The 22,522-nt window shown below is 59.4% G+C and carries 15 protein-coding genes; 9 read left to right on the forward strand and 6 right to left on the reverse strand.

Annotation, left to right across the window (positions count from 1 at the left end; genetic code table 11):
• Window positions 1-12: 12 nt before the first annotated feature.
• The gene (locus RLCC275e_RS12575; RefSeq protein WP_033182151.1) at window positions 13-2,229 is read right to left on the reverse strand and encodes an adenylate/guanylate cyclase domain-containing protein; all 2,217 of its coding nucleotides are present in this window, start codon (window positions 2,227-2,229) and stop codon (window positions 13-15) included.
• A gap of 233 nt (window positions 2,230-2,462) precedes the next feature.
• On the opposite strand from RLCC275e_RS12575, the gene RLCC275e_RS12580 reads away from it, so the two are divergent.
• Window positions 2,463-3,230 (forward strand): adenylate/guanylate cyclase domain-containing protein, encoded by a 768-nt coding sequence (locus RLCC275e_RS12580; RefSeq protein ID WP_033182150.1) that lies wholly within the window; start codon window positions 2,463-2,465, stop codon window positions 3,228-3,230.
• Between the two features lie 159 nt (window positions 3,231-3,389).
• Here RLCC275e_RS12580 and RLCC275e_RS12585 read toward each other — a convergent pair whose 3' ends face one another.
• The 4 genes from RLCC275e_RS12585 to RLCC275e_RS12600 form a co-directional block, all read right to left on the reverse strand.
• Window positions 3,390-3,767, reverse strand: a complete 378-nt coding sequence (locus RLCC275e_RS12585; protein ID WP_033182149.1) for a hypothetical protein — start codon at window positions 3,765-3,767, stop codon at window positions 3,390-3,392.
• 167 nt (window positions 3,768-3,934) lie between these two features.
• Complete coding sequence (locus RLCC275e_RS12590) at window positions 3,935-4,324, reverse strand: hypothetical protein (RefSeq protein ID WP_033182148.1); 390 nt, start codon at window positions 4,322-4,324, stop codon at window positions 3,935-3,937.
• A 148-nt stretch (window positions 4,325-4,472) separates the two neighbouring features.
• Window positions 4,473-4,766: a DUF982 domain-containing protein gene (locus RLCC275e_RS12595; RefSeq protein WP_348632214.1), complete on the reverse strand. Its 294-nt coding sequence runs from the start codon at window positions 4,764-4,766 to the stop codon at window positions 4,473-4,475.
• Between the two features lie 217 nt (window positions 4,767-4,983).
• Window positions 4,984-5,325 (reverse strand): hypothetical protein, encoded by a 342-nt coding sequence (locus RLCC275e_RS12600; RefSeq protein ID WP_033182146.1) that lies wholly within the window; start codon window positions 5,323-5,325, stop codon window positions 4,984-4,986.
• Window positions 5,326-5,571: 246 nt separating this feature from the next.
• On the opposite strand from RLCC275e_RS12600, the gene RLCC275e_RS12605 reads away from it, so the two are divergent.
• Together RLCC275e_RS12605 and uvrB are read left to right on the forward strand one after the other, a co-directional pair.
• Window positions 5,572-7,362 carry a glycoside hydrolase family 15 protein gene (locus RLCC275e_RS12605; RefSeq protein ID WP_033182145.1) on the forward strand — a complete coding sequence of 597 codons (1,791 nt, stop codon included), beginning with the start codon at window positions 5,572-5,574 and terminating at the stop codon, window positions 7,360-7,362.
• A 129-nt stretch (window positions 7,363-7,491) separates the two neighbouring features.
• Complete coding sequence (uvrB, locus tag RLCC275e_RS12610) at window positions 7,492-10,479, forward strand: excinuclease ABC subunit UvrB (RefSeq protein WP_033182144.1); 2,988 nt, start codon at window positions 7,492-7,494, stop codon at window positions 10,477-10,479.
• Window positions 10,480-10,724: 245 nt separating this feature from the next.
• Here uvrB and RLCC275e_RS12615 read toward each other — a convergent pair whose 3' ends face one another.
• Window positions 10,725-11,603, reverse strand: coding sequence for a hypothetical protein (locus RLCC275e_RS12615; protein ID WP_141653422.1), 879 nt, complete (start codon window positions 11,601-11,603; stop codon window positions 10,725-10,727).
• Between the two features lie 280 nt (window positions 11,604-11,883).
• On the opposite strand from RLCC275e_RS12615, the gene RLCC275e_RS12620 reads away from it, so the two are divergent.
• The 6 genes from RLCC275e_RS12620 (at window position 11,884) to RLCC275e_RS12645 (ending at window position 22,463) form a co-directional block, all read left to right on the forward strand.
• Window positions 11,884-12,270, forward strand: coding sequence for a GNAT family N-acetyltransferase (locus RLCC275e_RS12620; protein WP_033182142.1), 387 nt, complete (start codon window positions 11,884-11,886; stop codon window positions 12,268-12,270).
• 382 nt (window positions 12,271-12,652) lie between these two features.
• The gene (locus tag RLCC275e_RS12625; protein ID WP_033182141.1) at window positions 12,653-15,511 is read left to right on the forward strand and encodes a metal-binding protein; all 2,859 of its coding nucleotides are present in this window, start codon (window positions 12,653-12,655) and stop codon (window positions 15,509-15,511) included.
• A gap of 63 nt (window positions 15,512-15,574) precedes the next feature.
• Window positions 15,575-18,310 carry a cadherin domain-containing protein gene (locus tag RLCC275e_RS12630; protein WP_033182140.1) on the forward strand — a complete coding sequence of 912 codons (2,736 nt, stop codon included), beginning with the start codon at window positions 15,575-15,577 and terminating at the stop codon, window positions 18,308-18,310.
• A 330-nt stretch (window positions 18,311-18,640) separates the two neighbouring features.
• A complete protein-coding gene (locus tag RLCC275e_RS12635) occupies window positions 18,641-19,720 on the forward strand; it encodes an IS630 family transposase (protein WP_130707161.1) in 1,080 nt (359 codons plus the stop codon).
• Window positions 19,665-21,824, forward strand: coding sequence for a calcium-binding protein (locus RLCC275e_RS12640; protein WP_141653416.1), 2,160 nt, complete (start codon window positions 19,665-19,667; stop codon window positions 21,822-21,824). Before RLCC275e_RS12635 ends, RLCC275e_RS12640 begins: the two co-directional genes overlap by 56 nt.
• Window positions 21,825-21,995: 171 nt before the next feature.
• On the forward strand, window positions 21,996-22,463 hold the full coding sequence (locus RLCC275e_RS12645; RefSeq protein WP_033180709.1) for a DUF3828 domain-containing protein: 468 nt from the start codon (window positions 21,996-21,998) through the stop codon (window positions 22,461-22,463).
• The last annotated feature ends 59 nt before the right edge of the window (window positions 22,464-22,522 follow it).

The raw sequence follows: 22,522 nt of genomic DNA on the forward strand, positions 1-22,522 counted from the left end.
ACGCCCGACCCGTCAGGGTGTGGGTGAAAAAAACGTCAAGGCGCGCGGCGTGACATGGACGTATGGCCTGTCGCGCTGTTCGCCTGACGTGTTGCGGTAAACATATCCGCACACAATCCGGTCGAGGAAATAGCCGTCGAATTTTTCGCAGAGACTGTCGCCCCGCACCTCGACGATACCGGTGATGTTGGTATTCGCGCTGCGATAGGCAGTGTTTCCAGCCTTGTCGAAATATTGGGTGAAATCCGTGCCGTTCTTGTGCTTGCCGGTCCAGCTCTTGCCATCGACAAGACTGCGCAGCTCTGCCTCGCCGAGCCTGTCGGCTTGATTGCCTGTAAAACCGAAGGGCCATTCGGGAATGCCGGCCTTTCGCAATCCAGCCAGATGGCGCTGCAGATCGCCGTCCCGCCAGTAATCATAGAGATAGCCGTAATAGGTGAGATTGCTTTCCGGGAAGAGCTCCAGCAGCTTTGCCGTCTCCGCTGCAGCCTTGGTTTCATTGCCCTGGTCGGCATAGGCGGCCGCCAGGTATTCGCGTGCCGGCTCGACCTTCGGCAGGCTGTCGAGCGTCGGCTCTATCAGCGAGATCGCGCGCTGATCATCGCCCGCGGTATAAAAAACGATCCCTGCCAGCAGTTGAAAGCTCGACGCCGGCGAAGGGTCGAGCCGCAAAGCCTTTTCCATCTCAGCAACCGCCTGCCCGCTGCTTCCGGTGTGGACCAGGATGAGAGCGAGGTTGGCGGCGGCCTCCGCATCGTTCGGCTCCATCGCAACCGCCATGTTGGCGGAATTTTTGGCCTCCGTCTCGCGTCCATCCACCCATTGCAGCAGGGCAAGCACCGTGTGCGCCCTGGCATTGTTGGGATCAAGCTTGAGGGCCTGCCCGGCGGCGTCATAGGCAATCTTGCGGGCGACGGCAGCCGACCAGAGATAATTATAGTCGTTGCGCCAGACATCGACGGCGACGCGGGCGATTCCCGCATGGGCATTGGCAAAGCCCGGATCGAGGTCGATCGCCTTCTGGTAGAAAGACAGGGTCCGGCGATAGGTGTCGACATCCCTGAAGATGAAGCCCTCCTGCTCGGCCCGCATGTAATAATCGTAGGCTTCGAGATTTTCGGTCGGGATCCGGGCCAGTTGATCGCGCTCGCGCGCGCTGAGCTTGACCGACAGAGCCGAGATGATCTTGCCGATCACATCGTCCTGAACGGCAAATAGGTCGGCATACTGGCGATCGTAGCGCTCGGCCCAGAGCGACAGGCCGGTGACCGCGTCGATCAGTTTGACATTGATCCGCAGCCGCGGCCCGGCCCGCTGCAATGTCCCTTCGAGCACGTACTGAACGCCGAGTTCGGCAGCCACATCCTGAATCTTGCCGACGGAGTCCTGGATGGCGAAGACCGAATGACGGGCGATGACGAAGAGACCTGACACTTTGGACAGCTCGGTGATCAGGTCGTCCGTCAGACCCTCTGCGAGATGGTCGTGCTCGGTGTCGCCGCTGACATTGATGAAAGGCAGAACCGCGACCGAGGGCCTGTCCGGCAGCGGATAGGCGAAACGTTCACCAGGCCCCGGCGGTTTTGCCGCCATCCACGGCTGCCACCAGAGTGCAGCGCCCGCAAGAGCAAGGACAACGGCCGCTGCGATGCCTGCCAAGAGCCGGCGTCTCGGCGGGCGCCTCCGGCTTGGGAGGGTTTTGCCGGCAGCGGTGGGGTCAAGCAGGACGCGATAGACCCGGACCGGTTCGGTGATGCTCTTCAGCCGTTGCTCGCCGAGCGAAGCGAAACCGACCGGGATTTTCGATTTCACCTGGTCGTATGTCGTGCCTGATATGGCGATGCCGCCCGGTTCGGCCAGCGCCTGTATTCGATCGGCGATATTAACGCCGTCGCCCTGGATGTCTTCGCCCTCGACGATGATATCGCCGAGATTAATGCCGATCCGGAACTCGAGCCGATGCTCAGGCAGCGCCGCGGCACTCTGCGTGGCTTTCAGTTGCTGAACCTCCACCGCGCAGCGCAAGGCATCGACGACACTCTGAAATTCGACCAGCAGACCATCGCCCATGGTTTTGACCAGCCGGCCATGGTGACGCGCAATCGCCGGCTCGAAGACATCGTTCTGGTCCGCCTGAAAACGCGCACGGGTGCCCTCTTCGTCGATCTGGCTCAATCGACTGTAACCGACGACATCAGCGATCAGGATTGCTGCAAGACGGCGCTCCATCCCCGGTCTTTCCTGGAGAGCGAATGTATTGTTAACAATATCCTACAGTAGGTTCCGTCGTGATGCTATCGCCAGGGCCGCACGATATTCAATTTGGCGGTGATGTGCCTGATCAGGATGGCGCCGGACGAAATACTTCAAGCCATCGTTGTCTTCGATGATTGGGAGAGTTGCCAAAAGCAGGAGAGTGTCGGAAGCTTGTTTTTTGGCTCTTAGGCGATGGACTTGGAGATATGACGACAGCCTCTTCCACGGAGCCAACCAGGCACGGCAGCGCCAGGATCTGTCGCGGCTGCTGGGATCAGATGCATATGCCGATTCCAATCGGCGGCCCGCTCGCCTTGCCCTTCCGCGCCTTCGGCATCACCCGCAGCAAGATGAACCCCGATATCTGCACGATCTGCGAGCGCTCCTTCCAATATGTCAAGAAGCAGCGCCAGATCACTGTCGGCGCCACCATCCTGTTTGCCGATATCAGGGGTTTCACGGATCTCTCGGAGCGCATCGAGGCGGTGCAACTGAGCGAGATTGTCAGCCTGTTTCAGGATCGCTGCGCGCAGGCGATCTGGGCGCATGATGGCATCGTCAACAAGCAGATGGGCGACGGCCTGATGGCGATTTTCAATTTTCCGATCGTCAGAAAGGATCACGCCGACGCCGCGATCTTGGCCGCGCAGGAGATCCAGCGAAACTGTGCCGCCGCGCTGAGCGGTCTGGTGCTCGAGGCATTGCCCGGCCGCACTCTCGGCGTCGGCGTCGGCATCCATTCCGGCGAGGTCCAGATCGGCGAATTTTCAAGCTTCCGCAGCGATTTCACGGCGATCGGCGGCGTCGTCAACCAGGCCGCAAGGCTGGAATCCCAGGCCGCCGCCGGCGAGATCCTGATCTCGGCCGAAACGGCCGCGAAGGCACCCGGTCTTACAGGCGGCTCAGAGACACGCGTCCTTACGTTGAAGGGCATCGAGCAGCCGGTGCGGGCACAGGTGCTGGCAAAACCTTGACCATCGCCCCATCCTCAACATGGCAGCCGCGATTTCTCACGCTGTGATTGCCAAACACATCGGATTACAAGCAAGTTAATTCTCCGGAAACAAACATCGCTTATCTCTGATGGCGTCCGAAAGGGAACCGGCGAGGCTGGCGAAGACCCCGCCTCTGCCTCAGTACTTCATGTTCCGCAATTCGGGAAAATCATAGTAACGCAGCCGTTCGTCGTGGCAGCGATAGTCGTTCTTTTTCAGGTACAGTATCATGTTGTGTTGCAAGCCCAGGCCGATATAAGACCAGCTTGGGTAGGCACGTTCCGTCGTGCGCGTGCAATAAGCATATATCTGCTTTTCCGGATTAAGCAGAACCACGCTGGAAATCTCGGCCTTCACGAAGTTCCCCGGTTTAATGGTTCCCCGCAGAGCGTCGACGTATTCGCGTCGAACCGCGCTGGAAGGCGGCCGCTGGGAATCTACAACGGACTGCGGCGCCGGAGTCTGGCAGCCAGACAGTGCCAGCGGTACAGCGCAAACAAGGAATTTGATTTTCATTCAGTTGGATCTCCCTCTATCAAAGTTGATGGACCGGGTTTCCCGAAGGCGATGGCTGCAAGCAGCAATGTCGCACCCTGTGCATCGCGGCTCCGCCCTGCGGGCTACGCACCTCAGCATGAGGAAGGCTGGAGGATGCCGCACCCCAACGACGCCGTCGCCCTGCGTCAGGTCTTCATGCCGGTCAACTCAGGAAACGGGTAGTAGCGCAGCCGCTTGTCGCGGCAGCGATCGTCATTCACCGTCGCGCCTAATATTTTGCCATCTGTGAAGGAGACACCGAGGTAGGCCCAGTCTCCCCAGCCGCGCTTGGCCACCAAACGCACGCAGTAAGCATAGATCTTTTTCTCAGGTTCAAGCACCACCACGCTGGAAATGCGGGCCCATACGACTTCTCCTGCTTCGTGCCTGTAGCTTCTCTTGAACACGATGTTGATGAAATTCTGCCGGACGTCACTCGAGGGAGGACGCTGTGAATCCGCAACGGATTGCGACACGGGGGCGTTGCAGCCGGCCAGCATCAGCAGGGCAGCGCAAACAAGGACTTTTATTCTCATTCAGTTGATCTCCAAAGAATCGGAGCGCGGTAACGCTGCGTATTTCCTACAAACACAGCGGGAATAATATTTGCAATACATGAAAGGCACATTGTTGACGCTGCGGATGCCGGCCGCGTGGCGCGTGGATATAGCAGCGTCGCTCCAGCTATACCACAGGGTTCAAAGCGGAGGCTTCGGCACCGTCTTCATCATCATTGATCGTAACGCCGGCTTCCAGCGCGGCCAGGATGAAAGCTTGCCGCACCGTCTCGGCCGGCATGCGTCCGGCAAGCCAGGCGCGGCAGAAATCGATCGCCCTTTGCTGGTGGACGCCGCCATTGACCGGCCAGTCGGAGACGAGTGCATAAAGCGCATCCTGCGGTGAGCGCAGAACCAGCCGCTCGCCGGTATCAAGGTCGATCGAGATCGTTTTTTTCCAGAAGGCGGAATGGTCGCTAATGGCAGTAGCACCTGAAGCTGAAGTGACAGGAAACTAACTGCGGAAGGCCGATTTCGGTTCCGATACGAGGGTGCGGACGATCGCCGCGCGTCATTTCACGAATGTCGTCGGTCTTTGGGTGAAGAAACGACGGGCGGCGAATGGATATTGAAAGCGGGAACGCCGGCCAATGCCTCACTTTTGGCCGGGCCGATCTCGATGGTTGCCGCCCCGGCTGTCAGCTGGGCAGCTTGCAGCCCTTGCTCATTCCAGCCGACTGCATGGCCGAAACCTTGCCTTTGGACGCGGCAATTTCCCCTTCCTTGTCTCCTCCGGCGACGCTGCCGATGGGGACGCCGACGAGGAAGACACCGAAAGCATCGCCGTTCGCTGCGCTGATCTGCTGCTTGGACAGGTCGTCGAGCTTGGCCTTCTCTTTCTTATGTTCCACTGCGAGCGCCGCGCAACTGAGGTTCGTATAGGCCGCCATCGGAATATCGACCTGGACGATGGCGTCAGGACGCTTGGCGCAGCTGGCCACTGCCGCGGCGGCCGCAAATGCAATAATGATCTTGTTCATGAATGGTCCCCAATTCCCGCAGCAGCTGTAACATCGGCGCGCGCACTGCGGGAGGCGGCAGAGCCTTCAACCACAGACTTTTATTTATCGACACTTTCCATTTCGGCTTGGCATTGCTGGCGATGCCCCATTGATATCCGGAGTTTGCATCATAGCCGGCACGCCTACCGTCCCGTTAGTTTCCGCGCTTGACCTCCGCGCACGGCCTCTACCTAAAAGCCCGACTGCTATGCAAAGGAGGCTCCGGTGTCGGTACCCATTGAGGACTACGCGCTCATCGGCGATTGCGAAACCGCCGCACTCGTCTCGAAGAACGGCTCGATCGACTGGCTCTGTTTTCCGCGCTTCGATTCCCCCGCCTGTTTTGCCGCCCTGCTCGGCGCCGAGGATAACGGCTTCTGGTCGCTGTCACCGTCAGGTGAAAATGTCCGCGTCACGCGCCGCTACCGCAACGACACGCTCATTCTCGAAACCGAGTTTCAGACCGAGACCGGCACCGCCGTTCTCATCGACTTCATGCCGCTTCGCGATGGCACGAGCGATCTGATGCGCATCGTCGAGGGCAAGAGCGGCACTGTCGCCTTCGATATGGAGCTCAACCTTCGCTTCGATTACGGCCGAACCGTTCCCTGGGTCACGCATGGCGAGGATGGCGGCATCACCGCCATTGCCGGCCCTGACAGGCTGACCCTGAATTGCGCCGTCCCGCTCGAAGGCCGCGGCCTGAGCACGGTCGGCTCCTTCCAGGTTGCCGCTGGCGAGAGCCAGATCTTCACCCTGACCTGGTCCCCCTCGCATATGCCGCAGCCGGCTCAGCGGCAGGTGGAATATGCGCTGCCGGACACGGAGGAATTCTGGCAATCCTTTGCCGCGAAATGCCCGAAAGTGGGCCGGTGGACGGAACAGGTCAAACGCTCGCTCATCACGCTCAAGGCACTGACCTACATGCCGACGGGCGGCATCGTCGCCGCGGCGACAACCTCCCTGCCGGAAAAGATCGGCGGGCCGCGCAACTGGGACTACCGCTATTGCTGGCTGCGGGACGCGACGCTGACCCTGCTCGCGCTGATGAAACTCGGCTATTACGAGGAAGCCAGTGCCTGGCGCAACTGGCTGCTGCGCGCGGTCGCCGGCGCCCCGGCGCAGATGCAGATCATGTATGGCGTCGCCGGTGAGCGCAATCTGCTGGAATGGCAGGTTCCCTGGCTGAGTGGCTACGAGGGCTCGACACCCGTACGCATCGGCAATGCCGCTGCCGAACAGGTGCAGCTCGATGTCTATGGCGAGGTGGCCGACGCCCTGCTGCAGGCCCGCAAGGGCGGGCTTCCGCCGCATCACCGCGGACGCGAACTGGCGGCTGCCATTCTGCCCTTTCTCGAAAAAATCTGGATGGAGCCCGATGAAGGCATATGGGAGGTGCGCGGCCAGCGCCAGCATTTCACCTATTCGAAGGTCATGGCCTGGGTGGCCTTCGACCGCGCCGTCCAGATTGCCGAGGCGGACGGCGAGCCCGAGGCCGCCGCACGTTGGCGCACGCTCGCAGATCACATCCATGCCGAGGTTTGCGAGAAGGCTTTCGATCCCGAACTCGGCTGTTTCGTGCAGGCCTACGGCTCCAAGGCGCTTGATGCCAGCCTGCTGCATCTCGGCATGGTCGGCTTCATCCCGCCTGATGATCCGCGCTATGTCGCGACAGTCGAGGCGATCGAGCGCAAGCTGCTGCGCGATGGTCTGCTGCTGCGCTACGAGACGCAGGAGGTGGACGACGGCCTGCCGCCAGGCGAAGGCGCGTTCCTCGCCTGCAGCTTCTGGCTCGTCGACGCCCTCGGCATGATCGGCCGCCGCGACGATGCGCTGCGCCTGTTCGAGCGGCTGCTTTCTATCTGCAACGATGTCGGGCTTCTGGCGGAAGAATATGATCCCGCCGCCCGCCGCATGCTCGGCAACTTCCCGCAGGCCTTCAGCCATGTCGGGTTGATCAACAGTGCGTTGAACCTCGCGCGACTGGAGGGGCCGGCGGACCAGCGTTCGGCTTGATGGGTTTGGGGAGGGGTCTTTTAGTATCACGCGACCGGGAGACTATTCAAAAATCCGAACGATTCATTCGTTTCCCTTTTGTACTCTTTCCCTCTTCACTTTCGCGCTGACTCTCTCCATATTCCCGCCATGGCCAGATCTCCGAAAAAATCCCCCACCCCTGACGGTTTCGAGGAAGCCCCTCAATCGTCCTTCGAGGGCGCGCCGTTGTCCGGCTCAGTCGCCGACTGGGTGAAGCAGCTTGAGGCCGATGCCGAAACCTCGGGCGTCGAGACCCAGCGCCAGATCGCCTCCAAGGCCGGCAAGCACCGCAAGAAGGTGGAAATCGCCGCCAGGACGAAAACCAGCGACGGCGGCGTCAGCGCCTCGAAATCGGCCCGCGGCACCTCGATGGGCGGCTCGACCGATCCGAAGACGCGTGCAGCGGCTGGCCTCAATCCCGTTTCCGGCATGGATACCACACTGGAGGAGGCTTCGTCGCTGCAGGCCGGCACCGCCGTCACCGCGACCGTCGAGGCGCTGTCGGCGCTGATCGAGAGCGGCAATCCGCTTCACAAGAACGGCAAGATCTGGACGCCGCACCGCCCTGCCCGGCCGGACAAATCCGAAGGCGGCATCGCCATTCGCATGCAGTCGGATTACGAGCCGGCTGGCGACCAGCCCACCGCCATCCGCGATCTCGTCGAGGGGCTAGAGAATGGCGACCGCAGCCAGGTGCTGCTCGGCGTCACCGGCTCCGGCAAGACCTTCACCATGGCCAAGGTGATCGAAGCAACGCAGCGCCCGGCCGTCATCCTGGCGCCGAACAAGACGCTGGCCGCCCAGCTCTATTCCGAATTCAAGAACTTCTTCCCCGACAATGCGGTGGAGTATTTCGTTTCCTACTATGATTATTACCAGCCGGAAGCCTATGTGCCGCGCTCCGACACCTATATCGAGAAGGAAAGCTCGATCAACGAGCAAATCGACCGCATGCGCCACTCGGCAACGCGCTCGCTGCTCGAACGCGACGATTGCATCATCGTCGCCTCGGTCTCCTGCATCTACGGTATCGGCTCGGTCGAGACCTATACGGCGATGACCTTCCAGATGTCGGTGGGCGACCGGCTGGACCAGCGCCAGTTGCTGGCCGACCTCGTCGCCCAGCAATACAAGCGCCGCGACATGGATTTCACGCGCGGTTCCTTCCGCGTGCGCGGCGACACGATCGAGCTTTTCCCCGCCCACTTGGAAGATGCCGCCTGGCGCATCTCGATGTTCGGCGACGAGATCGACGCCATCACCGAATTCGATCCGCTCACCGGCCAGAAGGTCGGCGACCTGAAATCGGTGAAGATCTACGCCAATTCGCACTATGTCACCCCGCGCCCGACGCTGAACGGCGCCATCAAGTCGATCAAGGAAGAACTCAGGCTGCGCCTCGCCGAACTGGAAAAGGCCGGCCGCCTGCTGGAGGCCCAGCGCCTCGAGCAGCGCACCCGCTACGATATCGAAATGCTCGAGGCCACCGGCTCCTGCCAGGGCATCGAGAACTATTCGCGTTACCTCACCGGCCGCGACCCCGGCGATCCGCCGCCGACTTTGTTCGAATATATCCCCGACAACGCCCTCGTCTTCATCGACGAAAGCCACGTCACCGTGCCGCAGATCGGCGGCATGTACCGGGGCGACTTCAGGCGTAAGGCGACGCTGGCCGAATATGGTTTCCGCCTGCCCTCCTGCATGGATAACCGGCCGCTGCGCTTCGAGGAATGGGACGCCATGCGCCCCGACACCATCGCCGTCTCGGCCACCCCCGGCGGTTGGGAGATGGAACAATCCGGCGGCGTCTTCGCCGAACAGGTGATCCGCCCGACCGGCCTGATCGACCCGCCGGTCGAGGTCCGCTCCGCCCGCAGCCAGGTGGACGACGTGCTCGGCGAGATCCGCGAAACCGCGGCCAAGGGCTACCGCACCCTCTGCACCGTGCTGACCAAGCGCATGGCCGAGGACCTGACCGAATATCTGCATGAGCAGGGCGTGCGCGTCCGCTACATGCACTCCGACATCGACACGCTGGAGCGTATCGAGATCCTCCGCGATCTCCGGCTCGGCGCCTTCGACGTGCTCGTCGGCATCAACCTTCTGCGCGAAGGCCTCGACATTCCCGAATGCGGCTTCGTCGCCATCCTCGACGCCGACAAGGAAGGTTTCCTGCGCTCGGAGACCTCGCTGATCCAGACAATCGGCCGCGCCGCGCGTAACGTCGACGGCAAGGTCATCCTCTATGCCGACCAAGTCACCGGCTCGATGAAGCGGGCGATGGAGGAAACCGGCCGCCGCCGCGAAAAGCAGATGGCCTATAACCTGGAACACGGCATCACGCCGGAATCGGTCAAGGCCAGGATCAACGACATCCTCGACTCCGTCTACGAACGCGACCACGTCCGCGCCGATATCTCGGGCGCCTCGGGCAAGGGCTTCGCCGATGGCGGCAACCTCGTCGGCAACAACCTCCAGACCCATCTCAACGCGCTCGAAAAGAGCATGCGCGACGCCGCCGCCGACCTCGACTTCGAAAAAGCCGCCCGCCTCCGCGACGAAATCAAACGCCTCAAGGCCGCAGAGCTTGCCGTCATGGACGATCCGATGGCGCGCGAGGAGTCGAAGGCGATGGAAGGCGTCAGACGGAACGCCAAAGCCACCCGGGAATCCCTTCTCCCAGCTGGCGAGAAGGTGCCCGGCAGGACGGATGAGGGGGCCACCCCCTCCTACTTCTCAAGACCCAGCCTCGACGACATGGGCCCGGGCACCGACACCACCACTCCCCTCTTCCGCAAACCCGCTCTGGATGAGATGGGCCGCGACATCGCCGAGCCCACAAAGAAGACCCTCTTCCGCAAGAACGACCTCGATGAAATGACGGTCGGCCGAACCGAAAAGCCGGTCACCGGCGCACTACCGGAAAAGCCGGATGCCGCCAAAAGCACGAAGCGGTTTTCACCGTTGCTGGAGGGACAGCCGGATGACGTGCGGCCGGTTGTGCGTGGGAACACGGGGGTTGGGAGCTATGAGGACCCGGGCGAGCAGAAGCGCAAGAGCCGGACGAAGGGGAAGACCGGGCGGCCGGGGCGGTGAGTCTCAAGGAGTAGAACTGATCTCCTGGAATGGTGCTGCCGAGAGAACCACGTCTCGTTCGTGCCAGCGCCGGCGCTGATCCCTGTGACAAGTATGGGAAAGCACACGGGATAGTCCGTGTCGCTGACTGACCCACGCGAAAGTGGCTCGTGACGCCACACCCTTACCACCATTCGACCCACCTGCCATTGATAAGCAACATCCCTGTCCAGCTCCGCAAGCGATCTTTTTGGCTATACGGGCCGCTATATTTCCTTTGGCTTTTCCTTGGCGCTTTCAGCCTCTGCGAGACTTTTTAGCAAAAATGCGTCCGGCCCAACATTAAATCGCGCGGGATTCCCTGGACTGCGCCTTTCAGGTGGCGTTTCGTATATCGTGAAATGCTCATGGATAGGTCGGGTTAGTACGCATTGCGCAACAATCTCCTCCCCGAATTCGAGCAGGCGAGTTAGCGCTAGCTCTAAGTCAGGCAAAATCAACGAAGACTGCCCTTGCTGTCCGTTGACGTCTCGTCTCCAGCCCGGTGAAGCAATAGTCGGCCCGACAACTCGATAATTTTGAAGTATTAGGGAACCGGATTTGCCGCCAGGATGCTCCATAGCATTTCGACGTTTAACTAGCTCTGCAATCCATGTCGCATCGGTCAGAAACATCTGCGTAAGGCGATGCTCAAAGCCATAATTGCGTTCTGCCCACGCTGCGGCTTTGCTAGCCAAACCTCCTTTGTCCCAAAAAATAGACGAATTTTCATTTAGATTTGCTCGATAAAGTTTGTTGATCGGCGCAACGATATCTCGAAGATACTGCTTCGCCACGGTTAGAAAATTTTCCACCTCGTCCTGCAAATTTATCAGAAAAGGAATAGCCATCGCTCCGTTCCCAAAGCTATTCTTTGTTCCGTCGATTGCGGCTCGATCATTTTCTTTCAATCTCTCTAGACAATCATAACAGCGCAATAGTTTTTTATGCAGCTCAAATATTAGAGATGAGGCAGAATCTCTTTCTCTATCACTAATATCCACCCATTTGAGCAACTCTATACTCTGAAGTCCAAGTCGAGCAACAATAGGATTGGACGTCCCATGGCTAGATATTTTTTGCATAAAGAATACGGGTTTTCGCATTTTTTGATCCTGCCGCAGGAAAAGCCTCGGTCTCTCGAGTGTACCACTCAAGCCTCGCCAGATCAGAGCTCAACCTCAACCACCTAACTAGCAGCATCCCGATCCAATTCCGCCCACGCTCCGATTGCGGCGGGAGATCAGGAGCGTTCCACGGTTCTCGGTACGGCGCCGGCAGGCACGGCGAGCCGGAATGGAGAGCCACCGCCTTGCAGGCGGCGAGAGAGCGTGCTGCATAAGAACAAACGCGCTTTCGCCTAAATCCCGAACGAGCCCGCCACCCATGCCAGACCTCCGCATCGACCCCTTCCCCTCCACTGGCGAATTCAACGCCCTCTGGTCCGCCGCCTGGGGCACCCCCGCCCCGCGCGACTTCTCCCCGATCCTCTCCCGCAGCCTCGCCCATATCGGCGCCTACCACGACAACCAGCTTATCGGCTTCGTCAACGTCGCATGGGATGGCGGCATTCATGCCTTCATCCTCGATACCTCGGTCCATCCCGACATGCGGCGGCAGGGGATCGCGACGCGGCTGGTCAGGGAAGCGACGCGGGTTGCGCGGGAGCGGGGTGCAGAGTGGCTGCATGTCGATTTCGAACCGCACCTGACCGGCTTCTATCGCGCCTGCGGATTCAGGCCAACGAAGGCAGGACTCATCAAGCTCGTGTAGTTCTCCCGCGCGGGAAGTCTGAACAAGTCGAAGCCAACACCAACCTGCGATAGTGACGCGAATGGTCGCGCGGCGCAGCACTACCGACGAACCCGCTGAAAGCACAATTTTTGCGAGAGAATCCAACCCGAAAATGAAAGATAATACTATTTACGAAACCAAAGTATGACCTTGAGTTCTCAAATTAAAATTCGTTTCCCCAGTATTTCATCCTTAGTTTTTCATTAAAAAAGCAATGAAAAGACACAATTTTGCATTGAAAACTTAATCGGGGATTGGCATAGAGATCCCCGAGGGGTTGTCGTCCGCCGAGCAATAAAACAGTTGTTTCGGGGATGTCTCATATTGCCGAGTACAAAGCATCTTTTGGGGAAAGATATATATGGCCGTGAATATTCTGGACACCAATGGCGCCACCGTTACCAAGACCGGCGCCGAGCTCGAAGCGTACGACGTCATCCGGGACTCCGCCGCAAATCCTTCCGCGCCCGTCACTCTCGTCGTGTCCGATTCCAGCGCGGCAGATCTGGCCGACGAACTGGGCTCGGTTTCCGCGAACGTGACCGGCTCGAGCGGCGATGACACGATCACAACGGGCGCAGGCAACGACACCATCTCAGGTGGCGACGGCGCAGACACGCTGAATGGCGGGGACGGCAATGACATGCTTTGGGGCGACGTCGGAAATGACGTCATCAGAGGCGGCGCAGGCAACGATACGATCTCCGATGATGACCGCTTCAGCTTTACCCCTGCGGTCTATAACATCGATGCGGGCGACGGCGACGATGCCATAACCGTGGATACATTCGTTTCACTGTCCGGAACGATCGATGGCGGCGCCGGGATCGATACGCTGCGTGCGCCGTCGCTGCAGGGTCTGATGATAAAGAACATCGAAATCCTTGAAACGGCGGGCGTTTGGGTTGCCGGTTCAAGCACGCAGCTCGAAAGCTTTGACAAGATCGTCTGGTCGACCGATTCTTTCCACAATTTTAATCCCTCATTGGCACTGACGGACAGTGCCCACCTCGATCTTTCCGACGAGTTGGGAGATCGCGGATCTTTCATCCACGGCTATGCCTCCGGCATTGACGTCAAGACCGGCGGCGGCGACGACGAGTTTTTTGGTACCGACGGCAACGACATTTTCAACGGCAGTGGTGGCAACGACATCCTCAACGGCAATGTCGGCGATGACCAATTGACCGGCGGCGCCGGCAACGACGCCATCAACGGTGGCAACGGCATCGACTCCGCGCTGTTCGCAGGCAATTTCGCCAATTATTCCTTTGCGCTCGACAATGGCACTCACATCGTGACAAGCGCAGAGGAAGGGACGGATACTCTGACAGACGTCGAATTCGCACGCTTTGCCGATGGTTTCTATGATTTCGCCACGGCAACGTTCAGAGTCGGCAATAGCGCGCCGAATGTGCCTTTGAATATCCTCAATGTGGGCGGTGGCATAGCTATGCAAACCGGCGCCGAGTACGAATCCTACGACCTCATCCGCCACTCGGCAGCCAATCCTCTCTCCCCGGTCGTTCTGTTCATCTCAGACTCCGGGACGGTAGACCTTTCCGACGAACTAGGCTCGGTTTCTGCAAATGTGACAGACTTCGGCGGAGGCGATTCGATCATCACAACAGGCGCAGGAGACGATAGAATCGCAGGCGGCGACGGCGCAGACACACTCAACGGCGGCGCCGGAGACGATCAGATCGTGGGCGGAGATGGCAATGACACTCTGAATGGCGGTGACGGCAGTGACCTGCTCGGGGGCGGAAATGGCAATGATACTCTGAATGGCGGTGACGGCAATGACCTGCTCTCGGGCGAAAATGGCAATGATACTCTGAATGGCGGTGACGGCAATGACCTGCTCTCGGGAGATGTCGGAAACGACATCATCAGAGGCGGCGCGGGCAACGATACGATCGACGATGGTGAGCTTTTCGGCTCGACTCCGGAGGTCGTTGATATCGACGCGGGCGACGGCGACGACGCCATAACCGTGGAGACATTCGCTCCATCGAATTCCGGATCGATCGATGGCGGTGCCGGGATCGATACGCTGCAAGCCGCTTCGCTCCAGGGCCTGACGATCAAGAACATCGAAGTCCTCGAGACGGCAGGATGGTCGGTCGCCGGTTCGAGCGCGCAGTTCGAAAGCTTTGATAAGATCGTCTGGTCAACCGATCCGTTCGGCGATTTTCCCGCCGCAGTGGTACTGACGGACAGCGCCCACCTCGATCTCTCCGACGAGCTGGGAGATCTCGGATCTTTCATCGCCGGCTACGTCTCCGGCATTGACGTCAAGACCGGCGGTGGCGCCGATGAGTTCTTCGGCACCGACGGTAACGACATATTCGACGGCAGCGGCGGCAATGACATCCTCAATGGCCGTGCCGGCGATGACAAATTGACCGGCGGCACCGGCATCGACACCGCGGTCTTCTCAGGCAATTTCGCCAATTATGCCTTCGCATTAAAAAATGACGATCGCATCCTGACGAGCGCTGCGGAAGGAACGGATACGCTGACAGACGTCGAATTCGCGCGCTTTGCCGATGGCGTCTACGATTTCGCCACGGAAACTTTCACGAGCAACAACACCGCGCCGACCAACATCCAGCTCTCGAAAACCGCCCTCTCCGAGGACACGCCGATCTGGACCACGGTTGGCCTGCTCAGTGCCAAGGACGCCGATGGCGACGCGCTCACCTATACGCTGATCGACGGCGCGAACGATCACTTCCGGATAAAGGGCGACCGCATCGTCACCTCGAAGGCGCTGGACTACGAGACGGACAAGTCGCACACGATCAAGGTGGCTGTCTCTGATGGCACGGTCACGGTCGAAAAGGACATCACGATCAACGTGCTCGACGTCAACGAGGCCCCCGTCAACAAGGCGCCGACCAATCTCGCCTTCTCGCGCAGCTCGATCTCCGAGAATGTCGCGATCGGCACCTCCGTCGGCCTGCTCACGGCAAAGGATCCGGAAGGCGGCACGGTAAAATGGCGGCTGACGGACGATGCCGACGGCATCTTCAAGCTCGTCGGCAACAAGATCCAGACCAAGGCTGCGATCGACTACGAAAGCACCCACAGCCTGACCTTCACCGCCGAAGCCTATGACGCGGCCGGAAACGTCACCAGCCACGATTTCACGCTTGCCGTGAAAGACGTCTTCGAGCCGTCGGTTTCGAGCTTGTCGCATGAGGCGTTGATTTAGCCGCAACGCGAGCCGCCAACGCAGAAATGTGTCGGCAAACATCATCCTTTTGAAAGTTTGAAGATGGCCTTGAATATTCTGGACACGAATGGCGCCACGGTTACCAAGACGGGCGCTGAATTCGAAGCCTACGATATTATCCGCTACTCTAACGCCACTCCTCTCGCCGCTGTCACCCTCTCTGTCTCGGGTTCCGGGGTGGCAAACCTGGCCGATGAGCTGGGATCGGTTTCCGCCGAGGTGACGGGATCGAGCAGCGCCAATGTTATCACGACAGGCGCAGGCAACGATACCATATTCGGCGGTGGGGGCTCAGACACGCTGAATGGTGGTGACGGCAATGACCGACTCTTCGGTGGGACCGGCAATGACGTGATCAAGGGGGGCGCGGGCGATGACACGATTGGCGATGGTGATTATTTTGCCGACGTCGCTGAAGTCTTCAATATTGATGCGGGCATTGGCAACGACACCGTGATTTTGGAAAAGGGCCCCTTCGTCCAGATATCCGGGACGGTCGACGGCGGCGCCGGCACCGACACGCTGCAGACCGAGGATATGACGGGCCTGACGATCAAGAACTTCGAGATTCTCGGAACAGGGTCAAACGGTGTTACCGGATCGTCCGCGCAGTTCGAAAGCTTCGACAAGATCACCACTACGTCCCAACTTGGCCTCTACTTGCATTTGGCGGACAGCGGCCATGTCGACCTCTCCGAAGAGCTGATAGCCGATCAGGTCTTCATCTCTGGCGCCCTTAACACTTCCGGTATCAACGTCACGACTGGAAGCACGCGAGACTACTTCACCGGGACCGCCGGCAACGACATCATCGACACCGGCGCCGGCGACGACATCATATATGGCAATGATGGAAATGACATCATCAGGAGCGGCACGGGCAACGACACGATCACCGATGGTAAGCTCTTCGGATCTTCCCCTGAAACCTTCGACATAAATGCGGGCGACGGCGCAGATACCATAACCGTGCAGACCAACACTCATGTACTTTCCGGAACGATCGATGGCGGTTCTGGAATTGATATTCTGCGAGCCCCCTGGCTGCAGGGCCTGACGATCAAGAACATCGAAATCCTTGAAACGGCGGGATCGATGGTTGCCGGTTCGTCCGCGCAGTTCGAAAGCTTCGACAAGATCGTCTTCTCGAACAGCCCCAGCGACCAGAACTCTGGTCTTGGTCTGATGTTGACGGACAGCGCCCATGTCGATCTTTCCGACGAACTGGCAAGCCGTGGGGCCTACATCACCGGCAGCGCCTCCGGTATCGACGTGACGACGGGCGGCGGCAACGACCACTTGGAGGGAACCGCCGGCAACGATACTTTCGATGGTGGCGCAGGCAACGACGTGATCAACGGCTATGCCGGCAATGACACGTTGACCGGCGGCGCAGGCAACGACCAGATCTTCGGCGGCGGTGGAAATGACATTATCCGGGGTGGAACCGGCGACGACAAGATCACTGACGGCGATAATATTTCCACCGCCCCCGAGACCTTCAATATTGATGCGGGCGATGGCAACGATGCCATCAACCTGCAGACACATTCTTCCACGATTTCCGGAATGATCGACGGCGGCGCCGGCATTGACACGATACAAGTCATCGAGCCGACCTTGGGTCCTGGCATGGAATATATCGGGCTTGCCGGCCTGACGATCAAGAATGTCGAAATTCTTGCAACAGCGGGAGCCGAGGTTATCGCTTCGGCTGCCCAGTTCGAAAGCTTCGACAAGATCGTCATTTACGACAAGCCAGGCTACGAGAACAATGTCCTCGCACTGACATTGACGGACAGCGCCCATGCCGATCTCTCCGACGAGCTGGCCAACCGCCACGTCGACATTTTCGGCACCGCCTTCGGCATCGACGTCAAGACCGGCGGCGGCGACGACTATTTCTTCGGAACCGGCGGCAATGACAGATTCGAAGGCGGCGCCGGCAATGACGTGCTTTTGGGCGGTGCGGGCATCGATACGGCGGTCTTCTCAGACAATTTCGCCAACTACTCCTTCGCCTTGAACAATGGCAGCCATATCCTGACGAGCGCCCTGGAGGGTACGGATACGCTGACCGATGTTGAATTCGCCCGTTTTGCCAACGGCGTCTACGATTTCGCCAAGGGAAAGTTCACGCCCGACGGCAGCAACAGCGCGCCCACCAATATCCAGCTTTCGAAAACCTCCCTGTTGGAAAGTACCCCGATCTGGACCACGGTTGGCCTGCTCAGCGCCAAGGACGCCGATGGCGACACGCTGACCTATTCGCTGCTCGACGGAGACAACGACCACTTCCGGATCAATGGCAACCGCATCGTCACCTCGAAGGCGCTGGACTACGAGACCGCCAAGTCACACACGATCAAGGTCGCTGTTTCGGATGGCAAGGTCACGGTCGAAAAGGACATCACGATCAACGTGCTCGACGTCAACGAGGCCCCCGTCAACAAGGCGCCGACCAATCTCGCCTTCTCGCGCAGCTCGATCTCCGAGAATGTCGCGATCGGCACCTCCGTCGGCCTGCTCACGGCAAAGGATCAGGAAGGCGACACGGTGAAATGGCGGCTGACGGACGATGCCGACGGCATCTTCAAGCTCGTCGGCAACAAGATCCAGACGAAGGCTGCGATCGATTTCGAAAGCACCCACAGCCTGACCTTCACCGCTGAAGCCTACGACGCGGCTGGAAACGTCACCAGCCACGATTTCACGGTGGCAGTAAAGGACGTCTTCGAGCCGTCGGTTTCGAGCTTGTCGCATGAGGCGTTGATCTAGCCGCAACACCACCGCTCGAAGCAGACCTGCCTCCCACAATGGCTCGTAAAAATTGAGCGCGCCGGCAGAAAGCGTCGGGCGCCCGCTTAAATGAGCGCCACCGGGAATGGAGGAAAAGACACCACCCGTTCTGGCAGAGCGCAATGCATCTTCTGGAAAGTTAAAATATGACTTTGAATATTCTGAACGTGTACGGCGGGCCTGTTACCAAGACTGGCGCTGAATTCGAAGCGTATGACGTCATCCGCTACTCCGCCACTAGTGGATTGATCGCGACGAAAGATTCCGTCCTGAGATTCCCAACCGTTTGGGATTGTGCGACGGTTGGGGATGCGCACAGGGATCACATTTGACGTCACCGCCGCCGACCGTTCTCGGCTTGAAGCCATCATTGCTGCCCCAACGTCTCCGCAGAAGCATGTCTGGCGGGCCAAGATCATCTTGATGAGCGGCAACGGCCTGGGAACGGTCGCCATCATGCAGGCGACGGGAAAGTCCAAACCTTGCGTCTGGCGCTGGCAGGAGCGTTTCATGTCCGAGGGGGTCGATGGCCTGTTGCGCGACAAGAGCAGGCCTCCGGGCATGGCGCCTCTGGAGAGCGACGTGGTGGAGCAGGTCGTTGCGCTGACGCTGGAACCGCCTCGACAGGAGGCAACGCACTGGACCGTGCGTGCCATGGCAAATGCCGTTGGGATCGCGGCCTCTTCCGTCGTCAAGATCTGGCACGAGCATGGGCTGGCGCCGCATCGGTGGCGCAGTTTCAAACTCTCCAATGACAAGGCTTTTGCCGAGAAGCTTCACGATGTCGTCGGTCTCTACGTCTCGCCACCGACCCACGCCATTGTCTTGTCCGTCGATGAGAAAAGCCAGATCCAGGCGCTCGACCGGACCCAACCGGGCTTGCCGCTCAAGAAGGGGCGCGCCGGCACAATGACCCACGATTACAAGCGCCACGGCACGACCACCCTGTTTGCCGCCCTCAATGTTCTCGACGGATCGGTCATCGGCCGAAACATGCAGCGCCACCGGCATCAGGAGTTTATTCGGTTCCTCAACGCCATTGAGGCGGAGCTGCCGAAAGATAAGGCGGTCCACGTCATTCTCGACAATTACGCGACGCATAAACAGCCGAAGGTCCGCGCCTGGCTGGCAAGGCATCCACGATGGACCTTCCACTTCGTCCCGATATCGTGCTCATGGCTCAATGCTGTCGAAGGCTTCTTCGCAAAACTGACACGCCGGCGGCTGAAGCACGGCGTTTTCCACTCCGTCGTTGACCTGCAGGCGGCCATCAACCGCTTCGTCAAAGAACACAACCACGAACCAAAGCCATTCATCTGGAAAGCAGACCCCGATGAGATCATCGCAGCCGTCAAACGTGGGCACCAAACGTTGGAATCAATCCACTAGTCCCCTCGCAAGGATCACTCTGTCAGTCTCCGACTCCAGCACGGCAGACCTTGCTGACGAGTTGGGTTCGGTCTCGGCGGACGTGTTCGGCTCGGACGATGCCAATACGATCACAACAGGCGGCGGCAACGACGCCATTTCCGGTCGTGCCGGCGCAGACACTCTGAGTGGTGGAGCCGGAGACGATTTGATCGACGGTGGCGATGGAAATGACGCCCTTTTTGGTGGCGAGGGTAGCGACCAGCTCTTTGGCCGCCTTGGAGATGATATCATCCGTGGTGGCGCAGGCGACGACACGATTGAGGATGGTTTTTATTTTTCGACTTTCGCTGAGAACTTCGACATTGACGCGGGTGTTGGCAATGACACCGTGAGTTTATCAAACAGTATGAACGTCAGCGTATCCGGAATCATTGACGGTGGTGACGGCACCGACACCCTGCAAGCCAGCTTTTTGACTGGTCTGACGATCAAGAATTTCGAGATCCTCGAGTCTGGGGAACTCGGTGTTACCGGATCGGCCGCGCAGTTTGAAAGCTTCGACAAGATCATCCAGCAGAATGGCTCTTCTGATATCGTCTTGACGTTATCGGACAGCGCGCACGCCGATCTTTCCGGCAAATTAACCACCGGTGGAGTCCATATCTATGCGGCAGTTCCCAGTATCGACGTGACGACAGGTGGGGGCAATGACCAATTAGAGGGAACCGACGGCAACGATATTTTCGACGCCCGCGCCGGTGACGACGTCCTGAATGGCTATGGTGGAGATGACGCACTGACCGGCGGTGACGGTAACGACCAAATCAACGGCGGCTTCGGGCAGGATGTCATCAAGGGTGGAGCAGGCGACGATTCGATCTTCGATGGTGAATCTTTCGGCGTTTACCCGGAAGTCTTAGACATCGATGCGGGCGAGGGTAACGACGCCATAGTCGTGCAGACATCCGGTGGCGTGCTGTCCGGAGCGATTGATGGCGGTACCGGGATTGATATCCTGCGTGCTCCTACTATAACGGGCCTCGCGATCAGGAACGTTGAAATCTTTGAAACATATGGCTACGTGATCGCCGGTTCGTCCGCCCAGTTCGAAAGCTTCGACAAGATCGTCTTCGCGAACAATTCCACCGACAACTATGCCGTCTTGTTGTCATTAACGGACGGCGCCCACCTCGATCTTTCCGACGAACTGGGGAATCTCGGTGCTGTTATTGTCGGCGATGTCTCTGGCATTGACGTCAAGACCGGCGGCGGAGACGACGAGTTTACGAGCACCCGCGGCAACGACATTTTCGACGGCGGCGCGGGCCTCGACATGGCAGTTTTCTCCGGCGATTTCGCCAGCTATTCCTTCGCGATCGACAATGGCAGCCATGTCCTGACCAGCGCCCTGGAAGGCAAGGATACGTTGATCGACGTCGAATCTGCCCGTTTTGCCGATGGCGTCTATGATTTCGCTACGGAAACCTTCACGCCCGCCAATAAAGCGCCGACTAATATTCAGCTTTCGAAAACTGCGGTCTCCGAAGACACGCCGATCTGGACCACGGTCGGCCTGCTCAGTGCGCGCGACGCCGACGGCGACGCCCTCACCTACACGCTGCTCGACAGTGCCGACGATCATTTCCGGCTGAAGGGCAATCGCATCGTCACCTCGAAGGCCTTGGACTACGAGACGACGACGTCGCACACGATTAGGGTCGCCGTCTCCGACGGCAAGGTCACTGTCCAGAAGGACATCACGATCAACGTCCTCGACGTCAACGAAGCCCCTGTCAACAAGGCGCCGATCAATCTCGCCTTCTCGCGCAGCTCGGTCTCCGAGAATATCGCGATCGGCACCTCGGTCGGCCTGCTGACGGCGGTCGATCCGGAAGGCGGCGCCGTGAAATGGCGGCTGACGGACGATGCTGACGGCATCTTCAAGCTGGTCGGCAACAAGATCCAGACAAAGGCTGCGATCGACTACGAAAGCACCCACAGCCTGACCTTTACCGCCGAAGCCTACGACGCGGCCGGAAACGTCAACAGCCACGATTTCACGCTTGCCGTGAAGGACGTCTTCGAGCCGTCGTTTGCGGTGTCGCATGAGGTATTGATCTAGGCCACGGCTGGATTGCCTGCGACGCAGAGCTGCTCGGAACAAGGCGCCGCCACGAATCTCTTCTCCCCAGTGTGGAGAAGACGGAGTTCGGGCTGACCGTCTGGTCCAAATTGCCGCTCCACCTCCGCACCCAATTCGGCTATAACTCCTGCCGATCCGAGGAGAGCCCGCATGCGCCTGCCCACAATCATCCTCGCCCTCGCCGTCTCGGCGCTCGCAGCCTTGCCTGCATCGGCAGCGACCTACAAGACGCCAAAGGCGCTGCTCAAGGCGCTCTATAGCTACGATACCGACAACAGCGACGCCGAGGCGCCCTCGCCCTATTCCGCCTTCTTCTCCGACCACCTGAACAAGCTCCTCCAGACCGATCTCGACAACACGGCGGAGGGCGATGTCGGCGCGATCGACTTCGATCCCGTCATCGCTGGCCAGGATGGCACGGCGAGCGACGTGAGGATCGGCCAACCGATCCTGCTGGATGACAAGGCCGAGCTGGAGGTGCAGTTCGAAAACGGCGAAGAGGTGACGCTCTTCTATACCCTGGTACGCGAACACGGCGGCTGGAAGGTCGACGACATCGCCAATCAGAAGGGGGATAATCCCTGGAGCCTGAGCGGGTTGCTGGGGGATGCGCAGTAGGCTGGCAGCCCAGCCACCCGCCCTCGCGGTCGAGGCGACCCTGCGTTTGTCACGGGCAA

This window comes from Rhizobium brockwellii, assembly GCF_000769405.2.
Lineage (GTDB): Bacteria > Pseudomonadota > Alphaproteobacteria > Rhizobiales > Rhizobiaceae > Rhizobium > Rhizobium brockwellii.

What these genes read in the sequence shown, in the direction of transcription:
- RLCC275e_RS12640 (WP_141653416.1), top strand. Translation starts at nt 19,665, where the DNA reads ATGAGATCATCGCAGCCGTCAAACGTGGGCACCAAACGTTGGAATCAA.
- RLCC275e_RS12615 (WP_141653422.1), bottom strand. Translation starts at nt 11,603, where the DNA reads ATGCGAAAACCCGTATTCTTTATGCAAAAAATATCTAGCCATGGGACG.
- uvrB (WP_033182144.1), top strand. Translation starts at nt 7,492, where the DNA reads ATGGCCAGATCTCCGAAAAAATCCCCCACCCCTGACGGTTTCGAGGAA.
- RLCC275e_RS12580 (WP_033182150.1), top strand. Translation starts at nt 2,463, where the DNA reads ATGACGACAGCCTCTTCCACGGAGCCAACCAGGCACGGCAGCGCCAGG.
- RLCC275e_RS12575 (WP_033182151.1), bottom strand. Translation starts at nt 2,229, where the DNA reads ATGGAGCGCCGTCTTGCAGCAATCCTGATCGCTGATGTCGTCGGTTAC.
- RLCC275e_RS12630 (WP_033182140.1), top strand. Translation starts at nt 15,575, where the DNA reads ATGGCCTTGAATATTCTGGACACGAATGGCGCCACGGTTACCAAGACG.
- RLCC275e_RS12620 (WP_033182142.1), top strand. Translation starts at nt 11,884, where the DNA reads ATGCCAGACCTCCGCATCGACCCCTTCCCCTCCACTGGCGAATTCAAC.
- RLCC275e_RS12645 (WP_033180709.1), top strand. Translation starts at nt 21,996, where the DNA reads ATGCGCCTGCCCACAATCATCCTCGCCCTCGCCGTCTCGGCGCTCGCA.
- RLCC275e_RS12585 (WP_033182149.1), bottom strand. Translation starts at nt 3,767, where the DNA reads ATGAAAATCAAATTCCTTGTTTGCGCTGTACCGCTGGCACTGTCTGGC.
- RLCC275e_RS12590 (WP_033182148.1), bottom strand. Translation starts at nt 4,324, where the DNA reads ATGAGAATAAAAGTCCTTGTTTGCGCTGCCCTGCTGATGCTGGCCGGC.
- RLCC275e_RS12600 (WP_033182146.1), bottom strand. Translation starts at nt 5,325, where the DNA reads ATGAACAAGATCATTATTGCATTTGCGGCCGCCGCGGCAGTGGCCAGC.
- RLCC275e_RS12625 (WP_033182141.1), top strand. Translation starts at nt 12,653, where the DNA reads ATGGCCGTGAATATTCTGGACACCAATGGCGCCACCGTTACCAAGACC.
- RLCC275e_RS12635 (WP_130707161.1), top strand. Translation starts at nt 18,641, where the DNA reads ATGCGCACAGGGATCACATTTGACGTCACCGCCGCCGACCGTTCTCGG.